This is a genomic window from Paraferrimonas haliotis (assembly GCF_002282895.1).
In the GTDB taxonomy this organism is placed as follows: Bacteria; Pseudomonadota; Gammaproteobacteria; order Enterobacterales; family Shewanellaceae; genus Paraferrimonas; species Paraferrimonas haliotis.
In genome coordinates this window covers 294,713-320,409 of sequence record NZ_NRRB01000002.1, presented here as the reverse complement: position 1 = coordinate 320,409, position 25,697 = coordinate 294,713, and the positions used below count along the sequence as shown (strand labels likewise).

Genomic DNA, 25,697 nt, shown 5'->3' with positions numbered 1-25,697 from the left:
GTATCGCACTATAAGCAATCCGCGCTGCAGTCTAACCTATATGCTGACCTTTATAATCGGTTACACCGTTAATGCTGTTTGAAACGAGGTTGGAGCGCTATTAATAACAATAGTAAGGGAAAGCATGATGAATATTGTGTCTCTGGCAGTAGGTTGCCTAAGCTGTTCATTAGTATTGGCGGTTTCTACCTCAATTAACGCAGCGTCCAGACAACTTTCAATCAGTCAACAAACACCAAGCGTGGCGAGCGAAGCACAAAGTGTCAATAAAGTTAATCCTTCAGCGAATCGAATGATTGCCGAAAAGCAAATGTACATTGTTCGCTTAGCGGATGCGCCGCTTGCAACCTATGAAGGGGGAGTCAAAGGGCTCAGCGCAACTAGCAACAAAATGACCGGGGCCAAAAAGCTCAACGTCAACTCAAAACACTCCAAAGCGTATCGTAAATATTTAAAGAAAAACCAAGAAAACTTTAGAAAACAAACGGGTACAACTGGTCAGGTTAAAAGCGAGTTCCAAATTATTTTTAATGGAATGGCGATGGAGTTATCGGAGCGGGAAGCTAAAACACTAAGAAATAACCCCAATGTGTTGAGTGTTAGTAAGGAAAGAATGGAGAAGCCTTTGACTGATAGTGGACCCGGTTTGATTGGCGCTGATGTTATATGGCAGGGGCCACCAAATAATGTGCCTCATTCGCAAGGAGAAGGATTGGTTATCGCGATTCTTGATACCGGCATCAATCAAAACCACCCATCGTTTGCAGACATTGGCGGGGATGGTTATGACCACACCAACCCGTTAGGGAGTGGCAATTATATCCCTGGAAGCTATTGCGACACTAACCCAGACTTTTGTAACGATAAACTGATTGGTGCTTGGAGTTTCGTTAATGAAAGCGTAACGCCTGCGGATAGTGACGGGCACGGTTCTCACACCGCAAGCACGGCTGCCGGTAATTATATTTCACAAGCGACTATTGAGTCTCCAACTACCGGACTGTCTCGGGATATTTCAGGGGTCGCCCCCCATGCCAACATCATCGCCTATGACGTTTGTATCAACACCTGTCCTACATCGGCGTTATTGGCAGCGGTTGAGCAAGTGGTGATTGATTCTTCCAATTTACCTAACGGTATTCATGCACTTAATTACTCAATTTCTGGCGGGGAAAACCCTTATAATGATGTGATTGAACTGGCGTTTTTAAATGCTACTGCCGCCGGTGTTTATGTCGCTGCATCTGCCGGTAATAATGGCCCAGGTGAAGCGACGGTCGCCCATAACTCACCTTGGGTGAGCACCACCGCATCAATGACACACGAGCGGCGCTTAGTGAATGAGGTGACCAATTTAAGCAGCGATGGTATAGAGCTAGCCAGCATTACAGGTGTCGGCTTTACTGGAGGCTATGGGCCTGCTCGAATTATTAATTCCGCCGATTTAGAAGCGGACTTTCCAGGGTCTACTTTATGTGGCTTAGGTGGTCAGGGAGCCTATAGCCCACCATGGCCGCCAGGAACCTTTAATGGCGAGATTGTGGCTTGTACTCGAGGCGTATTTGGTCGAGTAGAGAAGGGCGCTAACTTGTTAGCTGCAGGGGCCGGAGGTTATATCTTAATGGATAACGGCAACGGTATTGTCGGTGATCCACATGTATTACCGGCCGTTCACATAAATCAATCAGACAGCGCAACGCTTGCCGCTTGGCTGGCGTCAAATTCCAATACCACGGCCGAAATTAAAGGCCTCACAGTTGATGTTCAACCCAGTAATGCAGATGTTATGGCTGGTAGCAGCTCGCGTGGCCCTAGTACCAATGTGGATGTTATCAAGCCAGATCTAGGCGCTCCTGGTGTTAGTATAATGGCGGCGGCTCCTACGGCAGACAATTACATGTTCTTGTCCGGAACCTCGATGGCGAGTCCTCATAATGCCGGTGCTGGGGCGATTGTCGCGGGAGCACGTCCAGACTGGAGTCCATACGCTATTAAGTCGGCGATTATGATGACGGCCAACAATCACAGCGGGGTAAAAGAGGATGGTGTTAGCCTAGCGGACGCCCATGACTTTGGCGCCGGTCGTATTGATTTATCAAGAACCACAGAGGTTGGTTTAGTTCTAAATGAAACGCCACAAAATTTCTTGTTGGCCAATCCCGACAATGGTGGTGATCCCACAGGTTTGAATATTGCTAGTATGCAAAACAGCAACTGCGTTGACAGCTGTTCTTGGACTCGCACCTTTACCAATGTTACTAAGCACACGATTCACGTTGAATTATCCGTTGAGAATAGCGGTGGCGTGAGCTATTCCGTTTCACCGAATCGTCTGAAAGTGAAACGTGGAAAAAGCGCATCGTTTACCGTAACAGCAAACGGTGTTTATCAAGAAGAGTGGCAATTTGCTGATCTGTTGGTTGCTCGTAAAGGCGACGGGCCTGACTTACACATGCCGATTGCGGTCAAGGGAGGATTGAGTACGGATCCGGCTGTGCTATCGAAAACCGTCGATAAAGCTAATGCTAACGCCGGGGATACACTCAGGTATACCATAGAGGTAGCAGCCGCTACAGAGTCCGGTACTTTTGACGTAACCGATGTGTTACCCACCGGGGGAGACTATGTTGATGGCAGTGCCACTTATTCCGTTGTTAATGGCTCTACCTCAATACCCTTCGAAGAAAACAACGGCGTATTAAGCTGGCAAGGCGAATTGGATAAGCAAGAATTCGCAGTGAAAGCGGGCGCAAGTAAATATGGCTATGTCCCCCTTACCAGGTTTGGAACGCCGCCTTTGAGATTACCCAGTAATTGCGATGATGGTGGGCTTGTGATAAATGTTGCGCCGTTTGAATACAACTCTCAAGAGTATTCACAAGTGATTTGGTCGGTCAATGGAACCCTGGAAGCGGGTATCGCCAGTGGCCAAGCAGCAAGCCATAGTCACGAAGAGCTTCCAAATGAAAGTTTACCTAATAACTTGATGGCGCCGTGGTGGACCGACCTTAACATGTGCAGGGGTGGTAACTGGTACGTGGAACAATTATCTGATGGTGAGGATGTGTTTACCGTGTTTGAATGGAAAGATGTGCCTCTGTTTGGCGATGACTCTGCGACATCTACGTTCCAAGTGTGGATCGTTCATACCACCAACGAAATCTTTTATGTGTATGACACGTTAGCGGGTGATGACGCCACTATAGGTGCGGAAGACGCTACAGGCACTTCTGGCAGCAGCTATTACTACAATGGTGCAGGCTCGAAACCAACGTCCTCCGACGACCTTACCATTGCCCAAGATGGAGGTGGTGTAGCTGTGTTGCAGTTTGATGTTACCGCCAACTGTGACGCTGAGACGATAGTTAACAAAGCCGAACTGTCGCAAAACGGTGAACAGGAATTGGCATTGGCGGTTACTAAAGTCAGTGGATGCTGATGAAATGAAAGAAGCCCAGCAAATTGCTGGGCTTTTTAGTCGCTATTAAGCGTATATTACCTTAGCTTTTAGCTCTGCGCATGGCGGTGAAGAACTCATCGTTGGTTTTGGTCATTGCCAATTTATCGATGAGGAATTCCATGGCTTCAATTTCCTGCATTGGGTGAAGGATCTTGCGAAGGATCCACATTTTTTGCAGCTCATCGGTACCGGCGAGTAACTCTTCACGACGAGTACCCGAGCGATTAAAGTCGATGGCAGGGAATACTCGTTTCTCAGCGATTTTACGAGACAGGTGCAGTTCCATGTTACCGGTACCTTTAAATTCTTCGTAAATCACTTCGTCCATTTTCGATCCGGTATCAATCAAAGCCGTAGCGATAATGGTTAAGCTGCCGCCTTCTTCAACGTTTCGAGCCGCACCAAAGAAGCGCTTAGGACGGTGTAAGGCGTTTGCATCCACACCACCGGTGAGTACTTTGCCAGAGGACGGGATAACGGTGTTGTAGGCACGTGCTAAACGGGTAATTGAGTCCAGTAAAATCACCACGTCTTTCTTATGTTCAACCAAACGTTTTGCTTTTTCGATGACCATTTCAGCCACCTGCACGTGACGTGATGCTGGCTCATCAAAGGTAGAAGCCACAACTTCGCCTTTTACTAGGCGCTGCATTTCGGTAACTTCTTCAGGGCGTTCATCGATAAGCAATACCATCAGTTCACATTCAGGGTGATTGTGGGCAATGCTTTGGGCGATGTTTTGTAGCAATAAGGTTTTACCCGCTTTTGGCGGCGCCACAATCAAGCCACGTTGGCCTTTACCGGTTGGCGATGCCAGGTCAAGCACGCGAGCGGTAATGTCTTCGGTAGAACCATTGCCTCGCTCCATGCGCAAGCGATCGTTTGCGTGCAGCGGGGTCAGGTTTTCAAATAAGATCTTGTTGCGAGAGTTCTCTGGACGGTCGTAGTTAACTTGGTTAACTTTCAAGAGCGCAAAGTAGCGTTCACCGTCTTTCGGTGGCCGAATTTTACCAGAAATGGTATCGCCGGTACGCAGGTTAAAACGTCGAATTTGGCTTGGAGATACATAGATGTCGTCTGGGCCGGCTAAGAAGGACGCATCGGCGCTTCTAAGGAATCCAAAACCGTCTTGTAAAATTTCAAGAACACCGTCGCCGAAGATGTCTTCGCCACTTTTAGCGTGTGCCTTGAGAATGGCGAAGATAATGTCTTGCTTGCGGGCGCGGGCATGGTTGTCTAAACCCATTGCTTCCGTGAGCGCTACAAGCTCGGAAATTCGTTTTTGTTTAAGTTCGGTTAAGTTCATTTTTGCTGATTTTGCTGTTGACTTGCTCATGTGGGAGTAGTGTCTTTCAGTCCTGACATAAGCCGGAGGATCCAGCTTATTAATAAAGAAAAGGTTTTGGAATTCTGATGCTTCTTAAATTAGCACCATAGAGCAAAGGCGTCCAGTGCTTTTGCATAATAAAGGAGCGCCTTTGTGAGCAAAGGCGCTTCAAGGTTACGCAACGAATTGCGATTATAGGTGAGCGTCGATGAATTCTTTCAGTTGCGTCTTCGAAAGGGCACCGACTTTGTTTGCCGCTAACTCACCGTTTTTAAACAGCAATAAGGTTGGAATGCCGCGAACGCCATACTTTTGTGCTGACAAATTGTTTTGGTCAACGTTTAATTTAGCAATGGTTACTTTGCCGTCATATTCATCAGCCACTTCATCAAGAATTGGGGCAATCATTTTACAAGGACCACACCATTCAGCCCAAAAATCTACGATTACAGGCTTGTCAGAGTTGAGCACGTCGTTGTCAAAACTGTCGTCGCTAAGCTGAATAATTTTTTCGTTCATTGGTTTCTCCAGTTAAATTGCCCAATAGGCTATGCCTGTAATATGGGGATAGCTTTATATTAATTCAACCCCATTTGTTGTCACTATCTATTTTGTATCTAATTTTTTAGCTTGGTGGTATGATTGCCGCCATGAAACAGACACATTTATCCGAACATAAGTTCGCAGACTTTCCGCTGCAGCCTCAAGTGGCTAAGGCGTTGAATAACAGCGGTTTTGAATACTGCACTCCGATTCAAGCTTTGTCGTTACCCATTGCCTTACAAGGTAAAGACGTAGCGGGCCAAGCACAAACCGGTACCGGTAAAACCTTAGCATTCATGGTGGCAACCTTTAACCACTTGCTCACCACAGAGGTGCCTGAATCTCGCACTCAAAACCAGCCAAGAGCCATTGTGCTGGCACCAACCCGAGAGCTGGCCATACAAATTCATAAAGATGGCATTGAGCTTTCAAAGCAAACTGGCCTGAAAATGGGTTTGGTTTATGGCGGTGATGGTTACGATGCGCAACGCAAAGTGCTGGATGCTGGGGTCGATATTCTCATTGGAACCACCGGCCGCTTAATCGATTTTTACAAGCAAGGTGCAATTCATCTTGGTTGCGTCCAAACCGTGGTGCTTGATGAAGCGGATCGCATGTTCGATCTGGGCTTTATCAAAGACATTCGCTATTTGTTCAGGCGCATGCCTGCGCCGAATGAGCGTTTAAACTTGTTATTCTCGGCCACCCTGTCAATGAAGGTTCAAGAGCTTGCGTACGAGCACATGAATGAGCCTGAAAAAGTAGAGGTTGAGCCAGAGCAACGCACCGGTGTTCGCATTAAAGAAGAAATCTTCTATCCATCCATGGAAGATAAAATGCGTTTATTGCTGACCCTGATTGAAGAAGAGTGGCCCGATAAAGCGATTGTGTTTGCCAATACCAAGCATCGTTGCGAAGACGTATGGGGTTGGCTAAAAGGAGACGGTCATCGAGTTGGCTTGCTGACCGGTGATGTGCCGCAGAAAAAGCGGATGCGTATTTTAGATGATTTCACCTCTGGCAAAATCGATTTTCTAGTGGCCACCGATGTGGCAGCTCGTGGACTGCACATTTCAGATGTGACTCACGTATTTAACTACGACTTACCGGACGATTGCGAAGACTATGTTCATCGCATCGGTCGAACCGGTCGCGCCGGAGCCACTGGACACTCCATCAGTTTTGCCTGCGAAGAGTATGCGCTTAACTTACCGGAAATTGAAACCTACATTGGTCACCAAATTCCAGTCAGCGAATACGATGCCCAAGCATTGCTCGATGACATTCCAGCACCGGTGCGCCTACCTCGTAAACCGCGTCATGACAGTCGCGGATTTAAAGAGCGTCACTCCGGTCCTAGACGCAATAATGACCGACGTCGCCGCCGCTAATGCGGTGCCGCGGTTTGCGGCGATAACGTTAGGCTCCAATAGCTTTAATATGCTGGTGGCTCAATCGAGCGCCAGCGAGCCAGAGGTTATCGCCAAGTTCAAACAAAAAGTTCGATTAGCGCAAAGTATTAACCCCGATGGTAATCTCTCTCCCGAGGGAATGCAGCGCGGTCTCAATTGTTTGGCGTGGTTTGCCAAAAAGCTTGAATCAGAAGCGGTTGAGCGCACCGCTGTTAAAGTCTATGCCACCGCAGCGTTAAGGCAGATAGATAATGCCCGCGAATTTCAACTTAAAGCTCAATCAATTCTGGGTTTACCGCTAGAGATTATTAGTGGTGAACAAGAAGCTGCGATTATTTTTCAAGGAATGACCGCCACCACGCCCGGCTCTGGGCGGCGCTTAGTCATCGATATTGGCGGTGCTAGTACCGAGTTTATCGTTGGACAGGAGCAACAGATGGAATGCCTGCTGAGCCTGGATATTGGCTGCGTTGCGGCAAATCGGCAATTAAGCAGCGATGCCGTTGTTAACGAAAACAGTTGGCTGCTTTTACAGCAGTGGATTGCAGATCAAGTTGGAGATCAACTGGGGCCTATAAACGGCGCTGCGTTTGACCATGTGGTGGGCGCTTCTGGCATCGTGCAAAGTCTTATGGAAATTGCTAGAAACCGTAAGCTACCAGAGCGAATCGATACACAATTGCTGCAACAAGTTAAGCAGGAATGCTTAGGCCAACCTTTGTTAAAGCCCGCCATCACAGGTCTTCAAGAAGAGCGCAAGCCAACTCTAGTCAGCGGTATTGCTATTTTAAGCTATTTGTTTGACGCCTTAGCCATCGATTCCATGACTCGCTCCGGTGGTGCGCTTCGAGAGGGGGTTTTGTATCAGGCGCAACAACTGCTGCATGCAACCTCTACAAACAAAAAGCCCTAGTGCATTGAGCAACTAGGGCTTTCCATTGTTTAGATGTAGACGGGTTTACTTATTTCAGTAAAATCGCCGCCATATCCTTTTCTAGCGATACGGTTGGACGTTCGACGATTCGACCGATCTCTTCACCGTTTTGAATAAAGATGAAGGTTGGAATACGAGTAAATTCGTACTGCCCCGAAAGATTCTCTGGGTCGTGTTTTTTACGATCCACGCCAATGTACTTAACCGTAATATTGTCGTTGTTAAGCTCGCGCATGATTTGAATAAATCTTGGGGTTTCACGATGGCAATCTGGGCACCAGGTACCAATAATCACCACAACTTCTGTTGGGGTGGTGACTGTTTTAAGTTTAGCTAGGGTGGCGCTATCGGTTTGGTATTCTCCGTAGCTATCACCAAAGTCTGGATGCTCATTTAACAGTTTTTCAGGAGTTACTAGTCCGGTAAAAATCACTTCGGCTTTATCCTCTTTACCACAGGTTGCAAATGGGTTGTCAGGATCACTGAATCCACAACCGCTATTGGCTTTTGCTGGCAAGGCGCTTACTGATACTGCCAGTACTAACAAGGCTAACAGATTTTTCATTTCGCTTGTTCCTCTTCTTGAATCCATTGAGCAACGCGCTTAGCAAAGTAAGTTAATATGCCATCCGCACCGGCTCTTTTAAAGCAAAGTAATGACTCCATGACTATGGGCTTTTCGGCTAACCAACCGTTGTTGATAGCGGCCATGTGCATGGCGTATTCACCGCTGACTTGATAAGCAAAGGTCGGTACCGCTAACTCTTCTTTTACTCGACGAACAATATCAAGGTATGGCATGCCAGGTTTAACCATGACCATGTCGGCACCTTCGGCTATGTCCAATGCTACTTCGTGAAGCGCTTCATCACTGTTGGCCGGATCCATTTGATAAGAGTGCTTATTGCCGCCTTTAATGTTACCGGCAGACCCCACCGCATCACGAAACGGTCCGTAGTAATTGGATGAGTATTTAGCGGAGTAGGCCATAATGCGCACGTTCACATGACCGGCTTGCTCCAGCGCTTCGCGTATTGCGCCAATGCGACCATCCATCATATCCGACGGGCCAATGACATCGGCACCGGCTTCGGCGTGAGACAGTGCTTGCTTAACCAATACCTCAGTGGTGATGTCATTGAGAATGTAGCCATTATCATCAATAATGCCGTCTTGACCATGGGTGGTGAAGGGGTCAAGCGCCACATCCGTCATTACGCCCAGCTCAGGAAATTCACTTTTAATTGCGCGAACTGCACGTTGGGCAAGCCCGTCGGCGTTGTAAGCTTCTTCCGCAGATAAGGATTTTTTCTCTGCTGGTGTTACCGGGAAAAGCGCGATCATCGGTACCCCAAGAGCAACCAATTCAGCACACTCTTTCAACAACAAATCGATGGAATAGCGCTCAATGCCGGGCATGGATTCGACTTGCTCGGTGCGCATGTTACCCTCAAGCACAAACATCGGGTAAATCAAATCATTGGTGGTCAGCGTGTTTTCACGCATTAAACGGCGACTGAATTCATCTCGGCGCATTCGGCGCATACGACGATTAGGGAAAGCACTGGTGATAATGTTCACGCATAGCTCCTTAAAGTGACTTAAAGTAATTTAGGTTTGCGGTTCGTGGTTGAACTCGCTGGTATTAACGATGACTCGGTTACGGCCAGCATCTTTGGCTTGATAAAGGGCTTGGTCGGCGAGCTTGAGCAGCTGTTTGGATGGCAAGTCGTCGCTAACGATAGCACTTGTTAAGCCAATGCTTATGGTTAGCTCTATCCTATGACCATCCCAAATAATCGGCAATGATTCAATGGATTTACGTATGGATTCTGCGACCTGCTTCGCACCTTGTAAGGGAGTATTCGGCAATATCAACGCAAATTCTTCGCCGCCATAACGACTGGCCATATCGCTGGGGCGTTTTAAACTGCTATCCAGCACATTCGCAACCTGAATCAGGGCTTGGTCACCAGCCAAATGACCGAGCTTATCGTTCACTTGTTTAAAGTAGTCGATGTCTAACATAACTACAGCCAAGGGTTGCTGGTTACGCCGGCTTATTCGAGCCTGCTGCTGTAAGTGGGCTTCAAACGCTTTGCGATTCTTTAAGTGGGTGAGGGCATCGATAACGCTTTGTCGTTGTAATTGCTTGTTGGCCAAATTGAGTTCTTTCATGGCTTCTTCAAGTTCGAGGGTTCGCAATTGCACTTGACGCTCGAGGTCGGCTTTCGCTTGCATTTGTGCTTTAAGTTGATTTTCTTGAGTACGACGCTTTTGCGCTTCTTGCTCGAGCAGGCGTTGCTGTGCCAATTGTTTATCGAGCCGTTCGTTGTGATAACGCTCCGCTAATAAGGCTGTTTGAATGATCACTTGGCCGATGAGGCCCATTACCATAGGTATGGAGCCAAGTAAGGTTATCGATCCGAACGGAATTTGTGTTAGCGACAACCCAATACCAAAAATCACCAGAACCCAACTCAGTAGGTAGGGTTTACCGTACTGGTTACCGTTGAGGTGTTGGGAGAACCCTAAATACAACATGGTTAGGAAAAACAATGCATAAATAAACAGTTCGTTAATGATTTGCTGGGCAAGGCTTACATTGGCGTTTATGAGCATAAAGCCAACCAACAGCAGCACTAAAGAACGCGTAATATACAGCTGCGAGGGCGAAACCCTCCGTAGCTGCAGTACCTTCTCGGCGAACAGGGTACTAAAGCCTAAAAATATCGGCAGTAGCAGGCTAAATGAATTGGTTTGAAACCACAGTTGATCCGGCCACAAAAGCTTAAACCCGTAGCCGTAGGTGCTAATGAGTATGGTGGCGAGGAAGAAATTTTGTGCAGCAAAATAACCGTAGGCGTATGAGCGGGTGGATACGGTCATAAAAATACTGAATATCACCAAGGCTAACAAGCCACCTACGAAAATCCATTGCACCATGTCGTTGGTCGAAATGTTTTCGAGGGTTTGCTCATTAGTCATCAGCTTTAGCGGCAACTCAACTAGGCCCCGGGTATTAACCTTCATATACAAGGTATAGGATTGTTGAGGCTGAAGGTGAATAGGCAACAATGAGCTGGGGTGTTTTATTGGTCGGTTGGCATAGTTGGTATCGGAGCCTATTTGCCACTGCTCTTTAATTTCGCCTTGGGAGAGCAGGTAGGCGTCAACGTGGCCTTTTGCTTCACTGCTCACATGAAGCACTCTATCCAAGGCAACGTGTGAGTCGTTGATTAACTCAATCTTGACCCAAATATTAAGTGGATTAATGGAAAATGTGCTCAGCGCTGGATGATTGCTTTGCCACGGTAGGTTAGGCTCAGCGAGTATTTTATCCAGCGTTATAGAGGGTTGTTGCTGCAAGACTTGTGCATCGTTGGTTAAATCGATTTCGGCGGGCTGAACTGCCGGTACTAACACGGCTCCAAAACTAACTGGAGCAATGAAAAGAAGACTTAACCCAAGAGCCAGCAGCCAAGCGCGCATTAGTTAACTCGCTTCACCGAGATTTTTTTGCCGCCATCCGCTTTACGAAGTTTAAAGCCACCAAAGGCGCCTTTTTCTATGATGACTTTGTCACCGGTGCGAATGGACAAACGCTCATAATCGGTTTGAGCCCACACTTGCTTGTTAGCGAGGGTTAAACGCAAGCGCTTGTATGGGTCGCGTTTGATAACAGAGATGGTGGAGGTGATTTCCTGAAGCTCTTTGTCGGCTTGCGGTTTTTTCTTGGCACCAAACTCGTCGACTTTCTGTTGCGTTGTTTTTACCGCTTCGCTGTTTTGAGCAGGCGTAACCACCGGTGTCGATGCAACAACTGAAGCGGCCGTCGCGCTCGTTGCTGGAGCTGTTTTCTCTGATGATATTGACGCAGACGCCGCTGGCTTCGAAACGGAGCGGGCTAAATTGTCGTAGCAATCAAGCCGTTGCAGAGAAGACTCAATGGACGCGCAGCTTTGCAGTTGCTTGGGTAAGGGTGACTCATTTTTCGCAAGCACTGAAGTTGACAACAAAGCCATTGCTAACGCAAAGCTACTAACTAACGGTTTGAAATACATAGAATCCTCTACCTTGGTAATGAGCAGAGGCGGTTCTATTAATCGCTTGTCTCTGCTTGAGCTTCGTCCTTGTTGGTGTCGTTTTTAAGCATTAAGCGCGACACTAACAGACCGCCTTCAAAAAGTATCAGCATAGGCATGGCCAATAAACTTTGAGAAATAACGTCTGGTGGCGTAAGCAGCATACCGATAACAAAGGCAGCAACCACAATATAAGGTCGTTTAGTTGCCAAGTCATCAGGATGAGTTACACCCGCTTTACACAACAATACCACTGCTATTGGAATTTCAAAAGCCAGACCAAAGGCAAAGAAGAGTTTTAGTACAAAACTCAAGTAGCTACTGATGTCCGTGGCCACTTGAACGCCTTCCGGAGCCACGCTGGTAAAGAAGCCAAAGACAACAGGGAACACCACGTAATAAGCAAACGCCATACCCGCATAAAAGAGCAGAGTACTGCTGGTTAGAAGCGGCATTAACAGTTTGCGTTCATGGCGATAAAGCCCAGGTGCAATGAATGCCCACACCTGATAAAGCACATAAGGAATCGCAATAAAGAATGACAGTACTAAGGTCAGTTTAAAGGGGGCGAAAAACGGTGCGGCTACATCGGTAGCAATCATGCTGGTGGCATCTGGCATCACTGCCAACAGCGGTTGAGCAACGTAGTGGTAGATGTCTTTCGACCAATAGGCTAAACAAGCAAAAACAATGAATACACTTGCTAAGGCTCGCAGCAATCTGTCCCGAAGCTCTAATAAATGACTGATCAGGGGTAATTGTTGTTCGGCCATTGGTTACTCTTTTTCCTTAGGCGCGTCAGTACTGGCTGAGGTTTGCGCTTTAGCACTGGCATCGTCGCTCACTGGCGTTTCAGTTTTGTCGGTCGAGGCCGTCTCTTGTGCTTGATAAGGCTTGTTGACCGATTGCGCGGCTTGCTTTAACTCGTCGATGGAGTTTTGCAGGTCTGGCGAGAGGTCCTTTAAGCCCTTATTTTCGGCTTGCTTAAGATCCGAGTGCAGCTGTTCAAGCTTTAATTCAGATTCAAGCTCGGTCTTCACCGAATTTGCCATGCGTTTCATGCTGGACATGAAACGGCTCACCGAACGCACTGCTGAAGGCAGCCGCTCTGGACCTAACACGACCAACGCCAAAATGGCGATGATCAATAGCTCCATGAAACCTATGCCATCGAACATAATAGATTAAGCCTGTTCTTTGTCTTTAGCAGGAGCTTTGTCTTCCGCTTTCTCAGCTTTTGCAGTGGTGTCTTCGATGGCGTCTTTTTTGTCTTTACCGTCTTCGTCCGACATGGCTTTCTTAAAGCCTTTAACTGCACCGCCTAAATCGCCACCAATGCCGCGTAGTTTCTTAGTGCCGAACAACAAAATTACGATGACTGCGACAATTAGTAATTGCCAAATTCCGATATTACCCATGAGTTTGCCTCTATCAATTCTGCGCGCAGAATGTATCAAAAATTCCAATTCTAAATGTTATCTTGGGCGGGCTTTGAAAGCCATCCCCACAGACCAAAAATTCCGGATGCGGTTGCCAAGATAATTGCAGGGACTAGTGTATCGTTTCTTAAAGATAAAACGCAGGCACAGATCACTAAAACGCCGCTAAGTCCTAATAAGAAGTAACTTTTGTGCTGCTTACGCTTATAGCTTAAGTAGCGATCAAGTAGTTTTTGTTGCTGATTCAATAGGTTACGACCCATGACTAAGTTGTCGTAAATCAACTCAGGCATTTCCGGAAGTTTGTCCAAGATCTCAGGAAAGCGTTCAGAAAGCTTTTCAGCCGTTGCTTTTACCCCTATTTGACTCTTCATCCAGTTCTCCAAAAACGGTTTTGCGGTGGCCCATAGGTCCAACTGAGGATAGAGTTGTCGCCCCAGTCCCTCTACATATAATAGCGTTTTTTGCAGTAGCACTAACTGCGGTTGCACTACAATGTCAAATTGTCGAGCGGTGCGAAACAAGTCTAATAACACCAGTCCAAACGATATTTCCGCCAGCGGCTTATCAGCCAAAGGTCGACAAACTTCGGTAATAGCAGCTTCAAAAGCGTCAATGTCGGTTTGTGCAGAAACCCAGCCTGAACGAATGTACAACTGGGCTATTTTTTTGTAGTCATGATTAAAAAAGGCCAGAAAGTTTTCGGCGAGGTAGCGCTTGTCGGCTTCGCTTAAGCTACCAACTATACCGCAGTCGATTCCTATGTATTGTGGATCGTTGGGGGTTACTTTAGAAACGAAAATGTTGCCTGGGTGCATGTCGGCGTGGAAAAAATTATCCCGAAAAACTTGAGTGAAGAAGACTTCAACCCCCCGCTCTGCCAACAATTTAAAATTAGTGCCCTGAGCGGTTAAGGCATCAATGTCGGTAACCGGGATGCCGTCAATGCGTTCCATAACCAACAGGCGAGTGCGGCTGAATTCAGAATACACTTTAGGAATGTACAGGGCTTTAGAATCTGCGAAGCTGTTTCTAATTCGAGTGGCATTCTCTCCCTCTAAACGCAGATCCAACTCTTTGAAGATGGTTTGCTTGTAATCTTCTACCACAGCCGTCAGTTGCAAACGATGGGCGTCGGCAAGCAAGCGCTCGCCCCAACGAGCCAATAGCTGCATAAGCTCTACGTCGGCGCTCACACTCTGTTCGACATTAGGACGGAGTATCTTAAGCACCACCGCCTCAGAATTACTTTTAAGGCGGGCGGTATGTACTTGGGATATCGATGCCGACGCTAATGGTGTGTCATCAAACTCATCAAACAGGTGCTCAATCGGACAACCGAGCTGCTGTTCAATGTGCTGTCGAGCTATCTCACTTGAAAAGGGAGGCACTTGATCTTGTAATTGCGATAAATGCATGGCCCATTCATCATTGAGCAGATCGCGCCGAGTCGACAGCATTTGCCCAAATTTAATGTGAACAGCGCCGAGGGTTTGCAAGGTTAACTTAACTTTTTCACCTGAACCCAAATCGGGGTGTTGATCCTTTAGCCAGAATAAGCAGGCTCTGGCCATGGCTAGCCACCAGGGAATGTATTGCTTGGGAATCAGCTTGTCGAGGCCATAACGAAGAGAAGTCGCTAGGACTTGGTAGCCTCGGCGCAGACTGTTAACGCTCATCCACTTTTCCTTGTTTATATTCGGCGGATTTAACTGTTAAGTTGACGTAATTTACGTTCAAGACGTTGTAATCGCCCGGCCAGTGCATCAACCTCATCTCGAAATTGTTCAAATTCGCTGTGAGTCGGTGCAAGCTGAAGTTCATCGCTGAGCAAGTGTTTTGCTTCCTCTTTGCCCTTGTTGAACAGTTCGCTCAAATTCTCTCGGGCCGTCACCGATTGCTGCGAAACCTTATGGGCTGGAGCTTCACCAATCACGTTAGCCAGCGGCGCGAGCCAGTCGACATCCAACTGCTTTAGATCATTAGCAAATTGCTGTAACACGGCTATGTCGCCTTCCAGCTCCAATTGTCCAGACTTAATAAGTGCGGTTATCTGGCCGCCATCGGATAAGGCTTGGGCTTGTGACAATGGCAGGCTCACCGCAACATCTACGTCGCCGCCATACTGAGTCATTAATTGCACACGATTGCTTGAGGGCAGCAGGTAAATGGGCCACGGCAACTCGCTGAGTCGCAATTTTATAACCTGACCCGATAGCTTGCTAAACAGTTGCTGGCTGCCGCGATGTTGCGCCAACGCCCAGTTAATGGATTGCTCGGCAACTTCGCAGGCAAAACTGGCAAACAGCATTAAAACTTGTAGCCCCGATGCAACGCCACTACGCCGTTCGTCATGTTGATGTAGTCGGTTTGGTCAAAACCGGCGTCATCCATCATTTGCTTAAGCGTTTCTTGGTCTGGGTGAACACGAATGGACTCAGACAAATATTCGTAACTGCCAGAATCATTGGCAATCATAGAGCCCATTTTGGGGATAACTTTAAAGCTATAAAAGTCATAGGCTTTACGCATGACTTCATTGGTTGGCTTGGAGAACTCAAGAATGAGCAGTTTGCCGCCTGGCTTTAACACCCGCAACATGGAGCGCAGGGCTGCGTCTTTGTTGGTGACGTTGCGTAAGCCAAACGCAATGGTAATGATGTCAAAGTGATTGTCAGGAAACGGCAAGGCTTCGGCATTGGCTTGCACATAGCGTATATTGGATACAAAGCCTTGATTGCGCAGCTTATCGCGACCTACTTTGAGCATGGAGTCGTTAATGTCGGCAAGGATTACTTGTCCGTTATCACCAACTATCTGTGAAAATTTGGCGCTAAGGTCACCGGTACCGCCGGCAATGTCTAACACTTTCATGCCCGGGCGCGCCGCCGCAGATTCAATGGTAAAACGCTTCCATAGACGATGAACACCAAAGGACATAACGTCATTCATTATGTCGTATTTCGAGGCGACCGAGTGAAATACATCAGCAACCAGCTCTTCTTTCTTTTCTTTTTCTACGGTGCTGTAGCCAAAATGCGTTTTTTCTTGGTTATCATTTGCCATGTGGCAATATCCTCATGTTCGTTGTCGTGCTTTGTTGGCGTGTAATGAGCCTTGCAACTTAGTATAACTGCGCATTACACCATAACCATTGACTAAGATAAATCGTTTAACCTGCTGAATTTGGGTTAGCTCATGTTGTGTGATTGAACAAAACAAACGATCAACTCAGCGAGCGCTTGCCCAACGTCTCTTTGACCTGCCAATTCGCCTTCTGGCGCACAACTTGGTGCGCCCTCAGCAAGATGCAAGTAACACACTTGCTGTAAGCTCGCAAATTGGTGGATGCCGAATAATACATCATTTAACGGCAGGGTCGCGATACTTCTAGCAGAACTGGGCATTGCGTTGATGACGTCTAAATCCACCTCTATCGCCAGTGGGTTGGTCAGAGCGCGATATTCTTCTACGCGTTGGCTCAGAGCTTGTTCAAGTGTTTTTGCGCGGTGGTGATACAAAGCTTGGTAGCTGTCCCAACTGGCATGGTGTTGCTTGAGCGCATCTAAACTGGCCTGAGAGTTTTTAAGTTCGTGTAACCCAACAATGTGATAGCGATTCAACAATTGTTGCGCGGCAGCATAATGGAAGCCATTGCCACTGTGCCTTCCTTCTAACGGCCGAAAGTCGCTGTGGGGATCAAAGTTAACGCAGTTAAGCGCCTGCCCATGTACTTGATGGGCAGCTTTAAGCAAGCCGTAGCAGTTATTATGGCCACCGCCAATGACGATGGGTATGAGTCCATTGGCGATGATGGGGTTTATCGTCTCGATCACTTGCTCGTCGAGCCTAGCGACCGCTTGTCTGAGTGATTCTAAAGAGTCGTTCGTTGACGGTTCAGTTACATCTATGGTGCCGGTAATGAGCAACTGCGAAGCGTCGAAGTATTGGTTCGATTGTAAGTTCAGCAATTGCAGCATCGCGGCATGCCAAGCACCATCTGCGCCACCTCGCCCTAAGTTGGCACGGGGACCAATGTCTTCGTTAATGCCCACTAGCGCGTAACGAGCGCCGTTGCCCCGAGCGTTGGCTAAGGCTGCGTTGAAGTCTTGTTGGGCCGGGTCCAGTAGTTGGCAGGACTGGCCGATGCGAGTTTCACCCGGGCGAATTTGTAGCCAAGTTGTCAGTTGTGTAGCGGTTATCCAAGCACTGCGGTTCATGGGTCACTTCCAGTAGAAACAACAACAGGCCGAAAGACGGCCTGTTGTAATGAGCGAGGTTGAATTAGTCGAGATCGAGGGGATCCGGTGACAATATGATGCCCGTACTATCGGCATAGAGGTGGTCTTCTGGTAAGAAAGTCACGCCGCCAAAATTAACCGGAATCTCAGCTTCGCCGGTACCTTGAATATCGCCACCTACGGGAATCGAAGCAATGGCTTGAATGCCAATATCAAGATCTTCTAAGGCATCAACATCGCGCACACAACCATAAACAACAACGCCTTCCCAGCCATTTTCTAAGGCGGTTTCAGCGAGCTGTGCATCGAATATAGCGCGTCGCAAAGAGCCGCCACCGTCGATAAGCAATATGCGTCCTTTACCTTCACTTGCTACTACGTCAGCAATCAGGCCGATGTCTTCGAAACATTTTATAGTTGCAATGGCGCCACCAAAAGAGGAAACCCCACCGAAGTTCGAAAACATGGGTTCTACCACGTCAACTCGGTCCATATACATATCGCAAAGTTCGGAAGTATTGTATTGCATTATCGACTCTCCAAAAAGGCACTGCCCGTATGAGGTTTACTATACAGAAACCAAGTATATAGCGGTAATATAAAAAGAAAAGCTGAATCACAGATTCAGCTTGTTGTTTAGGGCGTGTATTTTGCGACGATGTCTATAAGCGGTTCGCGACTGCCTTTTTCAGCTCGTAAGCGGGCTAAATAACGCTGCCAAATTTCCGCTTGATTACGTCCCATATCCAACAGCAACTCCCACGAATAGATGCCGCTGTCATGGCCATCATCAAACACCAATTTAACCGCGTAGTGCCCTACAGGTTCCACCTTGGTAATGTTCACCATTTTTTTGTGAGTCACTAAGATTGGATTACCGTGCTGTTGCACTTCTGCTGACGGTGAGTTAACCCGAAGAAACTCGCAACTTAAGGCATAACTTTCATTATTATCGAAGCTGACTTCTAGGATGCGAGACTGACGCTTCAGTTTGATCGCGGTGGCTTTAACGCTCATATCGACGAACTACCTTTAGTTATTGGACGGCTCTAGTGTATCTCAAACTTAGCGGTATTGGCATCAGACAAGGTCAGCTTCGCTACAGCCAAGCCGACCCATACTAAGGCTACAAAATAAACCGGCTTAGATCTTCGTCTTCCACGAGGGTTTGAAGGTGTTGGTTTACGTAGTCAGCGTCTATCACAATCGATTCAGCACCACGGTCGCCAGCGGAATAAGAAATTTCTTCCGTTAGTTTTTCCATGACCGTATGCAAACGTCGAGCACCAATATTTTCGGTGGTCTCGTTTACCTGCCAGGCCGCTTCTGCAATTCGTGCAATGCCGTCTTCACTGAAGGTTAACTTAACGCCTTCGGTGTTCATTAAGGCGGTTTGCTGCTCGGTTAGCGAGGCATTAGGCTCGGTAAGAATGCGCTTAAAGTCATGAGCGGTTAATGCTTCTAACTCTACTCGTATCGGCAGTCGCCCCTGCAGCTCAGGAATAAGGTCCGAGGGTTTAGCCATTTGGAAGGCGCCGGATGCGATAAATAAAATGTGGTCGGTTTTTACCATGCCGTGTTTGGTGGAGACGGTTGAACCTTCTACCAAGGGCAGTAAATCCCGTTGCACCCCTTCTCTTGATACATCAGGGCCTGATGTGTCGCCGCGCTTACAGATTTTGTCGATTTCATCTAAAAAGACAATGCCATGTTGCTCCACCAGTTCAATGGCTTGTTCTTTTAAGTCGTCTTGATTCACCAGTTTGGCGGCTTCTTCTTCTACTAACTCTTTAAAGGCGTCCTTAATTTTCATGGAGCGACGTTTAGCCTTGGGCTGGTTCATGTTTTGAAACATGTTTTGCAACTGCGAAGTCATTTCTTCCATGCCTGGAGGTGCCATGATTTCAACACCCGCCGACTTTTGCGCGATTTCGATGTCAATTTGCTTGTCGTCTAGTTTGCCTTCGCGCAATTTCTTACGGAATGACTGACGCGTATTGCTGTTGCTGGTTTGCTCGTCTTGCCCCCAGTTATCTTTTGGCGGTGGCAGTAAGGCATCGAGAATGCGTTCCTCGGCCATTTCTTCGGCGCGGAACTTATGCTTTTTCATTTGAATTTCACGGGTTAGCTTAACCGCCGAGTCGGTGAGATCGCGAATGATCTGCTCTACTTCTTTACCAACGTAGCCCACTTCAGTGAACTTGGTGGCCTCTACCTTAATGAACGGTGCATTAGCGAGCTTAGCTAGGCGACGGGCGATTTCGGTTTTACCTACCCCGGTTGGACCAATCATTAGAATGTTTTTCGGGGTCACTTCTTGACGCAGCTCGGGCTCAAGTTGCATGCGGCGCCAGCGGTTACGCAAGGCAATGGCAACTGCCTTTTTAGCGCCTTGTTGACCTATGATGTGTTTGTCCAGTTCGTGAACGATTTCTCTAGGTGTCATTTGCGACATAATTGAATTCTCTTGTATATGAGCGGCCGGATTAGTAATCCAGTTGCTCAATGGTCTTATTCTGATTGGTAAACACGCAGATATCGGCAGCAATGGTTAGTGCTTTTTCGGCAATTTCCGGCGCGCTCAGGTCGGTGTTTTCTAATAAAGCGAGTGCCGAGGCCTGGGCAAAGTTACCGCCCGAACCAATGGCAATCAGGTCGTTTTCCGGTTGGACGACGTCGCCATTTCCCGTGATGATTAAACTGGCTTCTTCATTGGCGACCGCTAATAGAGCTTCCAGTTTACGAAGCATGCGGTCGGTGCGCCAATCCTTTGCCAGCTCTACAGCGGCTTTAGTCAGGTGGCCTTGATGCATTTCGAGTTTGGCTTCAAAACGTTCAAACAGGGTAAAAGCGTCGGCCGTTCCTCCGGCGAAACCCGCCAACACTTTGCCGTTATAGAGGCGGCGAACTTTACGCGCGTTTCCTTTCATAACGGTGTTGCCTAGAGAAACTTGGCCATCGCCAGCGATGACAACTTGATTGTTGCGGCGAACAGAAACGATAGTAGTCACTGTGAATCCTCGTATCGAAAATAAATAGCGGCGTATGCCTTTGTATAGTCGATATGGGGTAGGGGCTGAACAATTTCAACCCCTAGGGGATCAGTTCCAGAACCAAATTTGACAGGTATTGATGCCAGCTCGTTGAATTTTATGGCGATCTCGCTCAGCTTGGCGTTTCGAAGTGTAGGGGCCTAGTACCACTCGATACCAAACACCGTTTTTGCCTTCGGTGCGACGAACTTCAGCTTCCAGTCCTTGGAAGGCGATGGTTGCACGCATGCTTTGGGCGTCGTCAGAATTTCTAAATGAGCCACATTGCATTTGATAGGGGCGGCCAGGTTCGGTTTTCTCCGGCAGGTCCACCTCTACGGAGCGCGAAGGCAGCTCATTGGTGTATTCCCAAGTCTCTTGTGGTTTTGGCGGTAACTCGTCAACCGGCTTTGTGGCTTTAGGTTTGGCTGTTGGCGCAACGATTGGGGTTACCTTTTCAGGGTTATCATCGGCGCTACCGCTAATTTGATAAAGCAAATAAGCAAACCCCGCCACCACAATCAGTGCCGGCGCAATGCGCAACCAATTGGCTGGAGCGGGTTGATTATTAGCCGCTTTTTTGCGGCGTGGCGCCTTTTTACGATTAGGCTTTCCCTTGTTAGCGTAGTCCCTTTGGCTCATTAACTTACATGCGCTCCAAGGTTTCGATGCCCAATAAGTCGAGACCCGTTTTTAGAGTGCGCTCGGTCACTTTTGCCAATTTCAGGCGGCTGTTGCGCTGTGCTTCGGTGTCTGCACTCAACACAGGACAGGCTTCGTAGAAACTTGAGAAGGTACCCGCTAGCTCAAACAGGTAACCACAAAGCACGTGAGGTGTACCGCGATCCGCAACCCGCTTAATGGTTTCCGCAAATTGCGCCAGCTTGTTGGCTAAATCGATTTCTTTTTGCTCCGCTAACACAATGGCGGCATCTTGATAGTTAATGCTTTGGTCGTTGGCTTTACGGGCAATATTGGACACACGGGTTAGTGCATACAGTAAGTATGGCGCGGTATTGCCTTCAAAGCTTAACATCTGGTCAAAGCTGAAAATGTAATCTGAGCTGCGGTTTTTAGACAAGTCGGCGTATTTTACCGAACCGATACCCACGGCATTAGCAATGGTTTCAAGCTCCTGTTGCGACAGCTCGGTATTCTTTTGTTTTACCAGCTCCATGGCGCGTTGTTCCGCTTCAACCAACAGGTCGATAAGCTTGACGGTATCGCCCGAGCGGGTTTTAAACGGCTTACCGTCTTCGCCGTTCATGGTACCAAAGCCTAAGTGCTCAAGAGAGGTGCTGTTACTCACGAAGCCGGCTTTGCGAGCCACGGTGAATACTTGCTGAAAGTGCAAGCCTTGACGTTGATCCACAAAATACAGAACGCGATCAGCGTGCAAAACATTTTGGCGATAGCGCATCGCCGCTAAATCGGTGGTGGAGTATAAGAAACCACCGCCTTTCTTTTGCACAATAACCGGCAATGGGTCGCCTTGTTGGTTTTTAAATTCATCTAAAAACACGCATTTAGCGCCTTGGTCTTCGGTGAGTACGCCCGCGGCGTCTAAATCCGCAACCACTTGAGTTAAATCGTCGTTGTAGGCACTTTCGCCGCGCACATCGGCACGGGTTAATTTAACGTTCAGTTTGTCGTAAACGCTTTGGCAATGAGCCAGCGAAATTTCGTTAAACTCGCGCCAAAGTGCTAAACATTGTTCGTTTCCGGATTGCAATTCCACCACTAAATCGCGGGCACGGTTGGCGAACTCTGGAGATTCGTCGAAGCGTTGCTTCGCGGCGCGGTAAAAGCTTTCTAAATCCGACAGCGCCATGCTGATTTCTTCGTTGGCGGCGCGTTTTTCTTCCATGTAAGCCAGCAACATACCGAACTGAGTACCCCAGTCGCCTACGTGGTTTTGACGAATGACCTTGTGCCCCTGAAACTCAAGGGTACGAGCCACTGCATCACCAATAATGGAGGAGCGCAGGTGGCCGACGTGCATTTCTTTGGCTAAGTTAGGAGAAGATAGATCCACCACAATGGTTTGCGGTTGCTCTTCAGCAATGGCCAAGTTCGGGCTTTGATAGGCGGCTTCAATTTGATTGGCTAAGGCGTTGTCGTCAACAAAGAAGTTGATGAAACCTGGTCCTGCAATTTCAACCTTAGCAATGTGCTCTGATTGAGGCAGAGTATCAATTAATAATTGCGCTAACTCTCTCGGCGGTTTTTTCGCTGCTTTTGCCGTCATTAATGCGACGTTGGTGGCGAAATCACCGTGAGATTTGTCCTTCGTTCGGTCAACTTGCAGGCGCGGTTGAAAATCGTTGTCGATAAGGCCTTGCGACTTCAAAATAGCGAGCGTTTGCTCAAGCAATTCTAAGATGTGTTGTTTCATAGGTTGATGACCGTGATATACAAAGGAAATACAAAAATAATTCGAACCGAATATGTTAGCAGATAGACGTCTGCTGTGGCTAGCTAAGATCTTGCGGATCTCGGTCCAAATTCCAGCGACATTTTCTCGCCAGCTCTAACTGTTCAATGGCGTCTAAATTCGCTTCGATGATGGCCTGCAAATGATTGCGATTGGCGGCTTGGCAAATAAGGTGGTAACGATATTTTCCGGCCTTTCTTTCAATCGCTGCCGGTAACGGCCCAAGCACCTCAAGCGCTTGATACCCTCGCAGCAGGTTAGCGACCTCAAATAGAAAGTCGTAAGCCCGTTGGCCCTCATGCGCTTCCGCTTGAAACAGCAACATGTGAGTGGAGGGGGGCAGCATGGCGTGCTGGCGTTCTGTTAATAGTGAGCGACTCAATGGACCATAACCTTCGCGAAGCAGTTGTTGAATCACCGGGTGCTGAGGCTGATGGGTTTGCAGCACAACATGGCCAGGCTTAGACGCCCGACCGGCGCGACCGGCAACCTGTGTAATAAGTTGCGCGACTTTTTCAGGCGCTCGAAAATCACTGCTAAATAAGGCGCCATCCACATCAACAAGGCCAACTAAAGTGACATCTGGAAAATGGTGCCCTTTGGCCAACATTTGGGTGCCGATTAAAATGCGATAGTCACCATTTTTGATGCCTTTTAAGCGTTTGTCGAGCTCTCCTTTACGACGGGTGCTGTCGCGATCGATGCGCACAATCGGATAGTCGTTAAATCGCTCGGCTAAAACCTGCTCGAGCTGCTCGGTACCGACCCCGTGGCCAAACAGCAGCGTGCTTGAGCAGTTCACGCATTGATGGGGAATCGCTTGTACGTCATCGCAATGATGGCAATGAATTTGATGATTACTTTTGTGTAACGTGTAAAAAGCATCACAGCGCTGACATTGGTGCAAATGACCACATTCATGACACAGCAACGCCGGCGCATAGCCTCTGCGATTTAAAAACAACATGACTTGGTTGCCGGCACGCAACTGTTCACCTATTTTTTCAAACAATGCAGGGGATATCCCAGCTTCTAGGGGCTGATGCGTGAGATCGATTAAACTGTGGCTGGCGATGGCGGCATTGCCGGCTCTTGATTTCAGTTGATAGTGGTGATAGCGCTCGCTCAACGCATTGTGCAAGGTTTCCAGACTAGGAGTTGCTGTGCCTAATAAAACCGGTACCTGTTCAAGGTGACCTCGCATAACCGCTAAATCGCGTGCGTGATAACGCACCCCTTCCTGTTGTTTAAAAGATTGATCATGTTCTTCGTCGAGTATGATTAAGCCTGGCCATTTCATGGGCGTAAACAAGGCTGAACGGGTGCCAATAATAATGGCAGACTCACCTGCACGGGCTCTAAGCCAAGCGTTTAGCCGTTGCTTGGGTGTTAAGGATGAATGCAGCACAGAAATGGGCACATCGAAGCGGCGCTGAAAACGGGACACGGTCTGCGGCGTGAGTCCGATTTCTGGCACCAAGACCAACACCTGATTGCCTTTTTTCAACTGAGCGTCGATTAAGTGTAAGTAGACTTCGGTTTTGCCTGAACCGGTAATGCCTTCGAGCAAGCTGGTTTGAAACCCTTGTTGAGAAGATATTGCCGCGACAGCAATGGCTTGCTCTGAATTCAAAGTGAGTGGCGCTTCGTTGGTTTGCAGTTGTTGGCGCCAGCTTAAATCGGGTTCAAAAGGTTGTGGTTGAGCCTGAATTACGCCTTTATCTTGCAGCACCTTAAGCACAGACTTGGAAGCGATTTGTTCCATTTGCGATTGCGGTAATGGACTCTGGTTCAAGGCGGTTAACACTTTTAGTTGCTGTTTTGCGCGTTTAAATTCAGACAAATCGATACCTTCGCCCGCATCAGTTAGAGACCACTGCAACTCGGTTTCTAGGGTAGCGGATACGTCTTGTCGAAGGGCTAGCGGCAGCGCTTGGGTGAGCATTTGCCCAAGTGGCGCAAAATAATAGCGAGCCGCCCATTGGCACAGTTGCAACAAGGTTTCTGGAAATAATGCTTGGTCATCTAGGCACTTGATGTAGCTTCTGACTTTGTCTGGGCTGACTTGGGGGGTGTCGCTGTGAGCAACCACTAAGCCGACTTGCGTTTGCGGGCCAAATCGCACCAAAACACGAGCGCCGATGTGGGCCGGGCTTTGGTGTTTGGGTACCCCGTAGCTAAAGGTCTTTCTTAGGGGGACGGCTAGCGCAACTTCGACGTATTGAGTCATGGTAACTGACTGTTTTAAAACCTTTTAGGGAAGATTTTGGGTTGCTTAAACCCAATTTTAAAAGACAAATTTATTGGACACCCAGTGTACCTAGATCCGAAGTAGGGGGCTAGCGCTTTATATTTAATCAAAATTACCTTGAATAAAGTGCCGGCTTAGGCTAGTATTCGCGCCCTATTTATTTTGAAACCTCGTGTGGTGTCTGGCTTTGGATCAGATGGCGACACGGCCTTAACTGAGGTAATCCCAGATGAAAGAAGGTATCCACCCTAATTACGCTGCCATTAAAGCAACTTGTTCTTGCGGTAATGTCATCGAAACTCGTTCAACCGTAGGTAAAGACATTCACCTAGACGTATGCGGTGCTTGTCACCCATTCTACACTGGTAAGCAAAAAGTTGCTGATACCGGTGGTCGTGTTGACCGCTTTAAGAAGCGTTTTGGCGCTCTTAGCTCTAAGAAGTAATTACCCTAATTACTCGACCTTAAAGGCGCCTTTTGGCGCCTTTTTTGTTGCCTCTGGTTTTACCACTGCGGGATTGGCAAATAATCACGATAAT

Annotated in this window: 24 protein-coding genes; 4 read left to right on the top strand and 20 right to left on the bottom strand. The window is 47.9% G+C overall.

Going from position 1 to position 25,697, the window contains the following annotated elements; genetic code table 11:
• Positions 1-124: 124 nt before the first annotated feature.
• Entirely contained in the window at positions 125-3,439 is a 3,315-nt protein-coding gene (locus CLC91_RS05330; RefSeq protein ID WP_095500102.1) for a S8 family serine peptidase, read from the top strand.
• A gap of 61 nt (positions 3,440-3,500) precedes the next feature.
• On the opposite strand, the gene rho is transcribed toward CLC91_RS05330, so the two are convergent.
• Both rho and trxA read right to left on the bottom strand, forming a co-directional pair.
• Positions 3,501-4,766 (bottom strand): transcription termination factor Rho, encoded by a 1,266-nt coding sequence (gene rho / locus CLC91_RS05325; protein WP_218833162.1) that lies wholly within the window; start codon positions 4,764-4,766, stop codon positions 3,501-3,503.
• Positions 4,767-4,979: 213 nt separating this feature from the next.
• On the bottom strand, positions 4,980-5,306 hold the full coding sequence (gene trxA / locus CLC91_RS05320) for a thioredoxin TrxA (RefSeq protein ID WP_095497834.1): 327 nt from the start codon (positions 5,304-5,306) through the stop codon (positions 4,980-4,982).
• A gap of 131 nt (positions 5,307-5,437) precedes the next feature.
• Here trxA and rhlB point away from each other — a divergent pair, with 131 nt between their 5' ends.
• Both rhlB and CLC91_RS05310 read left to right on the top strand, forming a co-directional pair.
• A complete protein-coding gene (gene rhlB, locus CLC91_RS05315; protein WP_095498139.1) occupies positions 5,438-6,721 on the top strand; it encodes an ATP-dependent RNA helicase RhlB in 1,284 nt (427 codons plus the stop codon).
• Positions 6,699-7,655: a Ppx/GppA phosphatase family protein gene (locus tag CLC91_RS05310; RefSeq protein WP_095497835.1), complete on the top strand. Its 957-nt coding sequence runs from the start codon at positions 6,699-6,701 to the stop codon at positions 7,653-7,655. Before rhlB ends, CLC91_RS05310 begins: the two co-directional genes overlap by 23 nt.
• Positions 7,656-7,704: 49 nt before the next feature.
• On the opposite strand, the gene CLC91_RS05305 is transcribed toward CLC91_RS05310, so the two are convergent.
• From CLC91_RS05305 to priA, 18 genes are all read right to left on the bottom strand, one after another.
• Complete coding sequence (locus CLC91_RS05305; protein WP_095497836.1) at positions 7,705-8,241, bottom strand: thioredoxin family protein; 537 nt, start codon at positions 8,239-8,241, stop codon at positions 7,705-7,707.
• Positions 8,238-9,257, bottom strand: a complete 1,020-nt coding sequence (hemB, locus tag CLC91_RS05300; RefSeq protein ID WP_095497837.1) for a porphobilinogen synthase — start codon at positions 9,255-9,257, stop codon at positions 8,238-8,240. The genes CLC91_RS05305 and hemB overlap by 4 nt, the downstream gene beginning before the upstream one ends.
• Positions 9,258-9,287: 30 nt before the next feature.
• Entirely contained in the window at positions 9,288-11,168 is a 1,881-nt protein-coding gene (locus CLC91_RS05295) for a sensor domain-containing diguanylate cyclase (RefSeq protein ID WP_095500101.1), read from the bottom strand.
• Positions 11,168-11,740: a hypothetical protein gene (locus CLC91_RS05290; RefSeq protein WP_095500100.1), complete on the bottom strand. Its 573-nt coding sequence runs from the start codon at positions 11,738-11,740 to the stop codon at positions 11,168-11,170. Before CLC91_RS05290 ends, CLC91_RS05295 begins: the two co-directional genes overlap by 1 nt.
• A gap of 38 nt (positions 11,741-11,778) precedes the next feature.
• Entirely contained in the window at positions 11,779-12,534 is a 756-nt protein-coding gene (tatC, locus tag CLC91_RS05285; RefSeq protein ID WP_095497840.1) for a twin-arginine translocase subunit TatC, read from the bottom strand.
• A 3-nt stretch (positions 12,535-12,537) separates the two neighbouring features.
• Positions 12,538-12,939, bottom strand: coding sequence for a Sec-independent protein translocase protein TatB (tatB, locus tag CLC91_RS05280; protein WP_095497841.1), 402 nt, complete (start codon positions 12,937-12,939; stop codon positions 12,538-12,540).
• 6 nt (positions 12,940-12,945) lie between these two features.
• Positions 12,946-13,179, bottom strand: a complete 234-nt coding sequence (gene tatA, locus CLC91_RS05275; RefSeq protein ID WP_095497842.1) for a twin-arginine translocase TatA/TatE family subunit — start codon at positions 13,177-13,179, stop codon at positions 12,946-12,948.
• A 50-nt stretch (positions 13,180-13,229) separates the two neighbouring features.
• Positions 13,230-14,879 (bottom strand): ubiquinone biosynthesis regulatory protein kinase UbiB, encoded by a 1,650-nt coding sequence (ubiB, locus tag CLC91_RS05270; protein ID WP_095497843.1) that lies wholly within the window; start codon positions 14,877-14,879, stop codon positions 13,230-13,232.
• A 29-nt stretch (positions 14,880-14,908) separates the two neighbouring features.
• Positions 14,909-15,511, bottom strand: a complete 603-nt coding sequence (locus CLC91_RS05265) for a ubiquinone biosynthesis accessory factor UbiJ (protein WP_095497844.1) — start codon at positions 15,509-15,511, stop codon at positions 14,909-14,911.
• A complete protein-coding gene (gene ubiE, locus CLC91_RS05260) occupies positions 15,511-16,266 on the bottom strand; it encodes a bifunctional demethylmenaquinone methyltransferase/2-methoxy-6-polyprenyl-1,4-benzoquinol methylase UbiE (RefSeq protein ID WP_095497845.1) in 756 nt (251 codons plus the stop codon). The genes CLC91_RS05265 and ubiE overlap by 1 nt, the downstream gene beginning before the upstream one ends.
• Positions 16,267-16,391: 125 nt before the next feature.
• Positions 16,392-17,420, bottom strand: a complete 1,029-nt coding sequence (locus CLC91_RS05255) for a formimidoylglutamase (protein WP_095500099.1) — start codon at positions 17,418-17,420, stop codon at positions 16,392-16,394.
• 64 nt (positions 17,421-17,484) lie between these two features.
• Entirely contained in the window at positions 17,485-17,970 is a 486-nt protein-coding gene (gene rraA / locus CLC91_RS05250; protein ID WP_095500098.1) for a ribonuclease E activity regulator RraA, read from the bottom strand.
• 107 nt (positions 17,971-18,077) lie between these two features.
• Positions 18,078-18,458 (bottom strand): gamma-butyrobetaine hydroxylase-like domain-containing protein, encoded by a 381-nt coding sequence (locus tag CLC91_RS05245; protein WP_095500097.1) that lies wholly within the window; start codon positions 18,456-18,458, stop codon positions 18,078-18,080.
• 109 nt (positions 18,459-18,567) lie between these two features.
• Entirely contained in the window at positions 18,568-19,896 is a 1,329-nt protein-coding gene (gene hslU / locus CLC91_RS05240; protein WP_095500096.1) for an HslU--HslV peptidase ATPase subunit, read from the bottom strand.
• 31 nt (positions 19,897-19,927) lie between these two features.
• Positions 19,928-20,452, bottom strand: coding sequence for an ATP-dependent protease subunit HslV (gene hslV / locus CLC91_RS05235; protein ID WP_095497850.1), 525 nt, complete (start codon positions 20,450-20,452; stop codon positions 19,928-19,930).
• Between the two features lie 90 nt (positions 20,453-20,542).
• Positions 20,543-21,115 (bottom strand): SPOR domain-containing protein, encoded by a 573-nt coding sequence (locus CLC91_RS05230; RefSeq protein WP_095497851.1) that lies wholly within the window; start codon positions 21,113-21,115, stop codon positions 20,543-20,545.
• Positions 21,116-21,119: 4 nt separating this feature from the next.
• A complete protein-coding gene (gene argS / locus CLC91_RS05225; protein ID WP_095497852.1) occupies positions 21,120-22,868 on the bottom strand; it encodes an arginine--tRNA ligase in 1,749 nt (582 codons plus the stop codon).
• Between the two features lie 79 nt (positions 22,869-22,947).
• A complete protein-coding gene (priA, locus tag CLC91_RS05220; RefSeq protein WP_095497853.1) occupies positions 22,948-25,137 on the bottom strand; it encodes a primosomal protein N' in 2,190 nt (729 codons plus the stop codon).
• Between the two features lie 250 nt (positions 25,138-25,387).
• Between priA and rpmE the strand changes: the two genes are divergently transcribed.
• Complete coding sequence (rpmE, locus tag CLC91_RS05215) at positions 25,388-25,603, top strand: 50S ribosomal protein L31 (RefSeq protein WP_095497854.1); 216 nt, start codon at positions 25,388-25,390, stop codon at positions 25,601-25,603.
• Positions 25,604-25,697 lie beyond the last annotated feature (94 nt).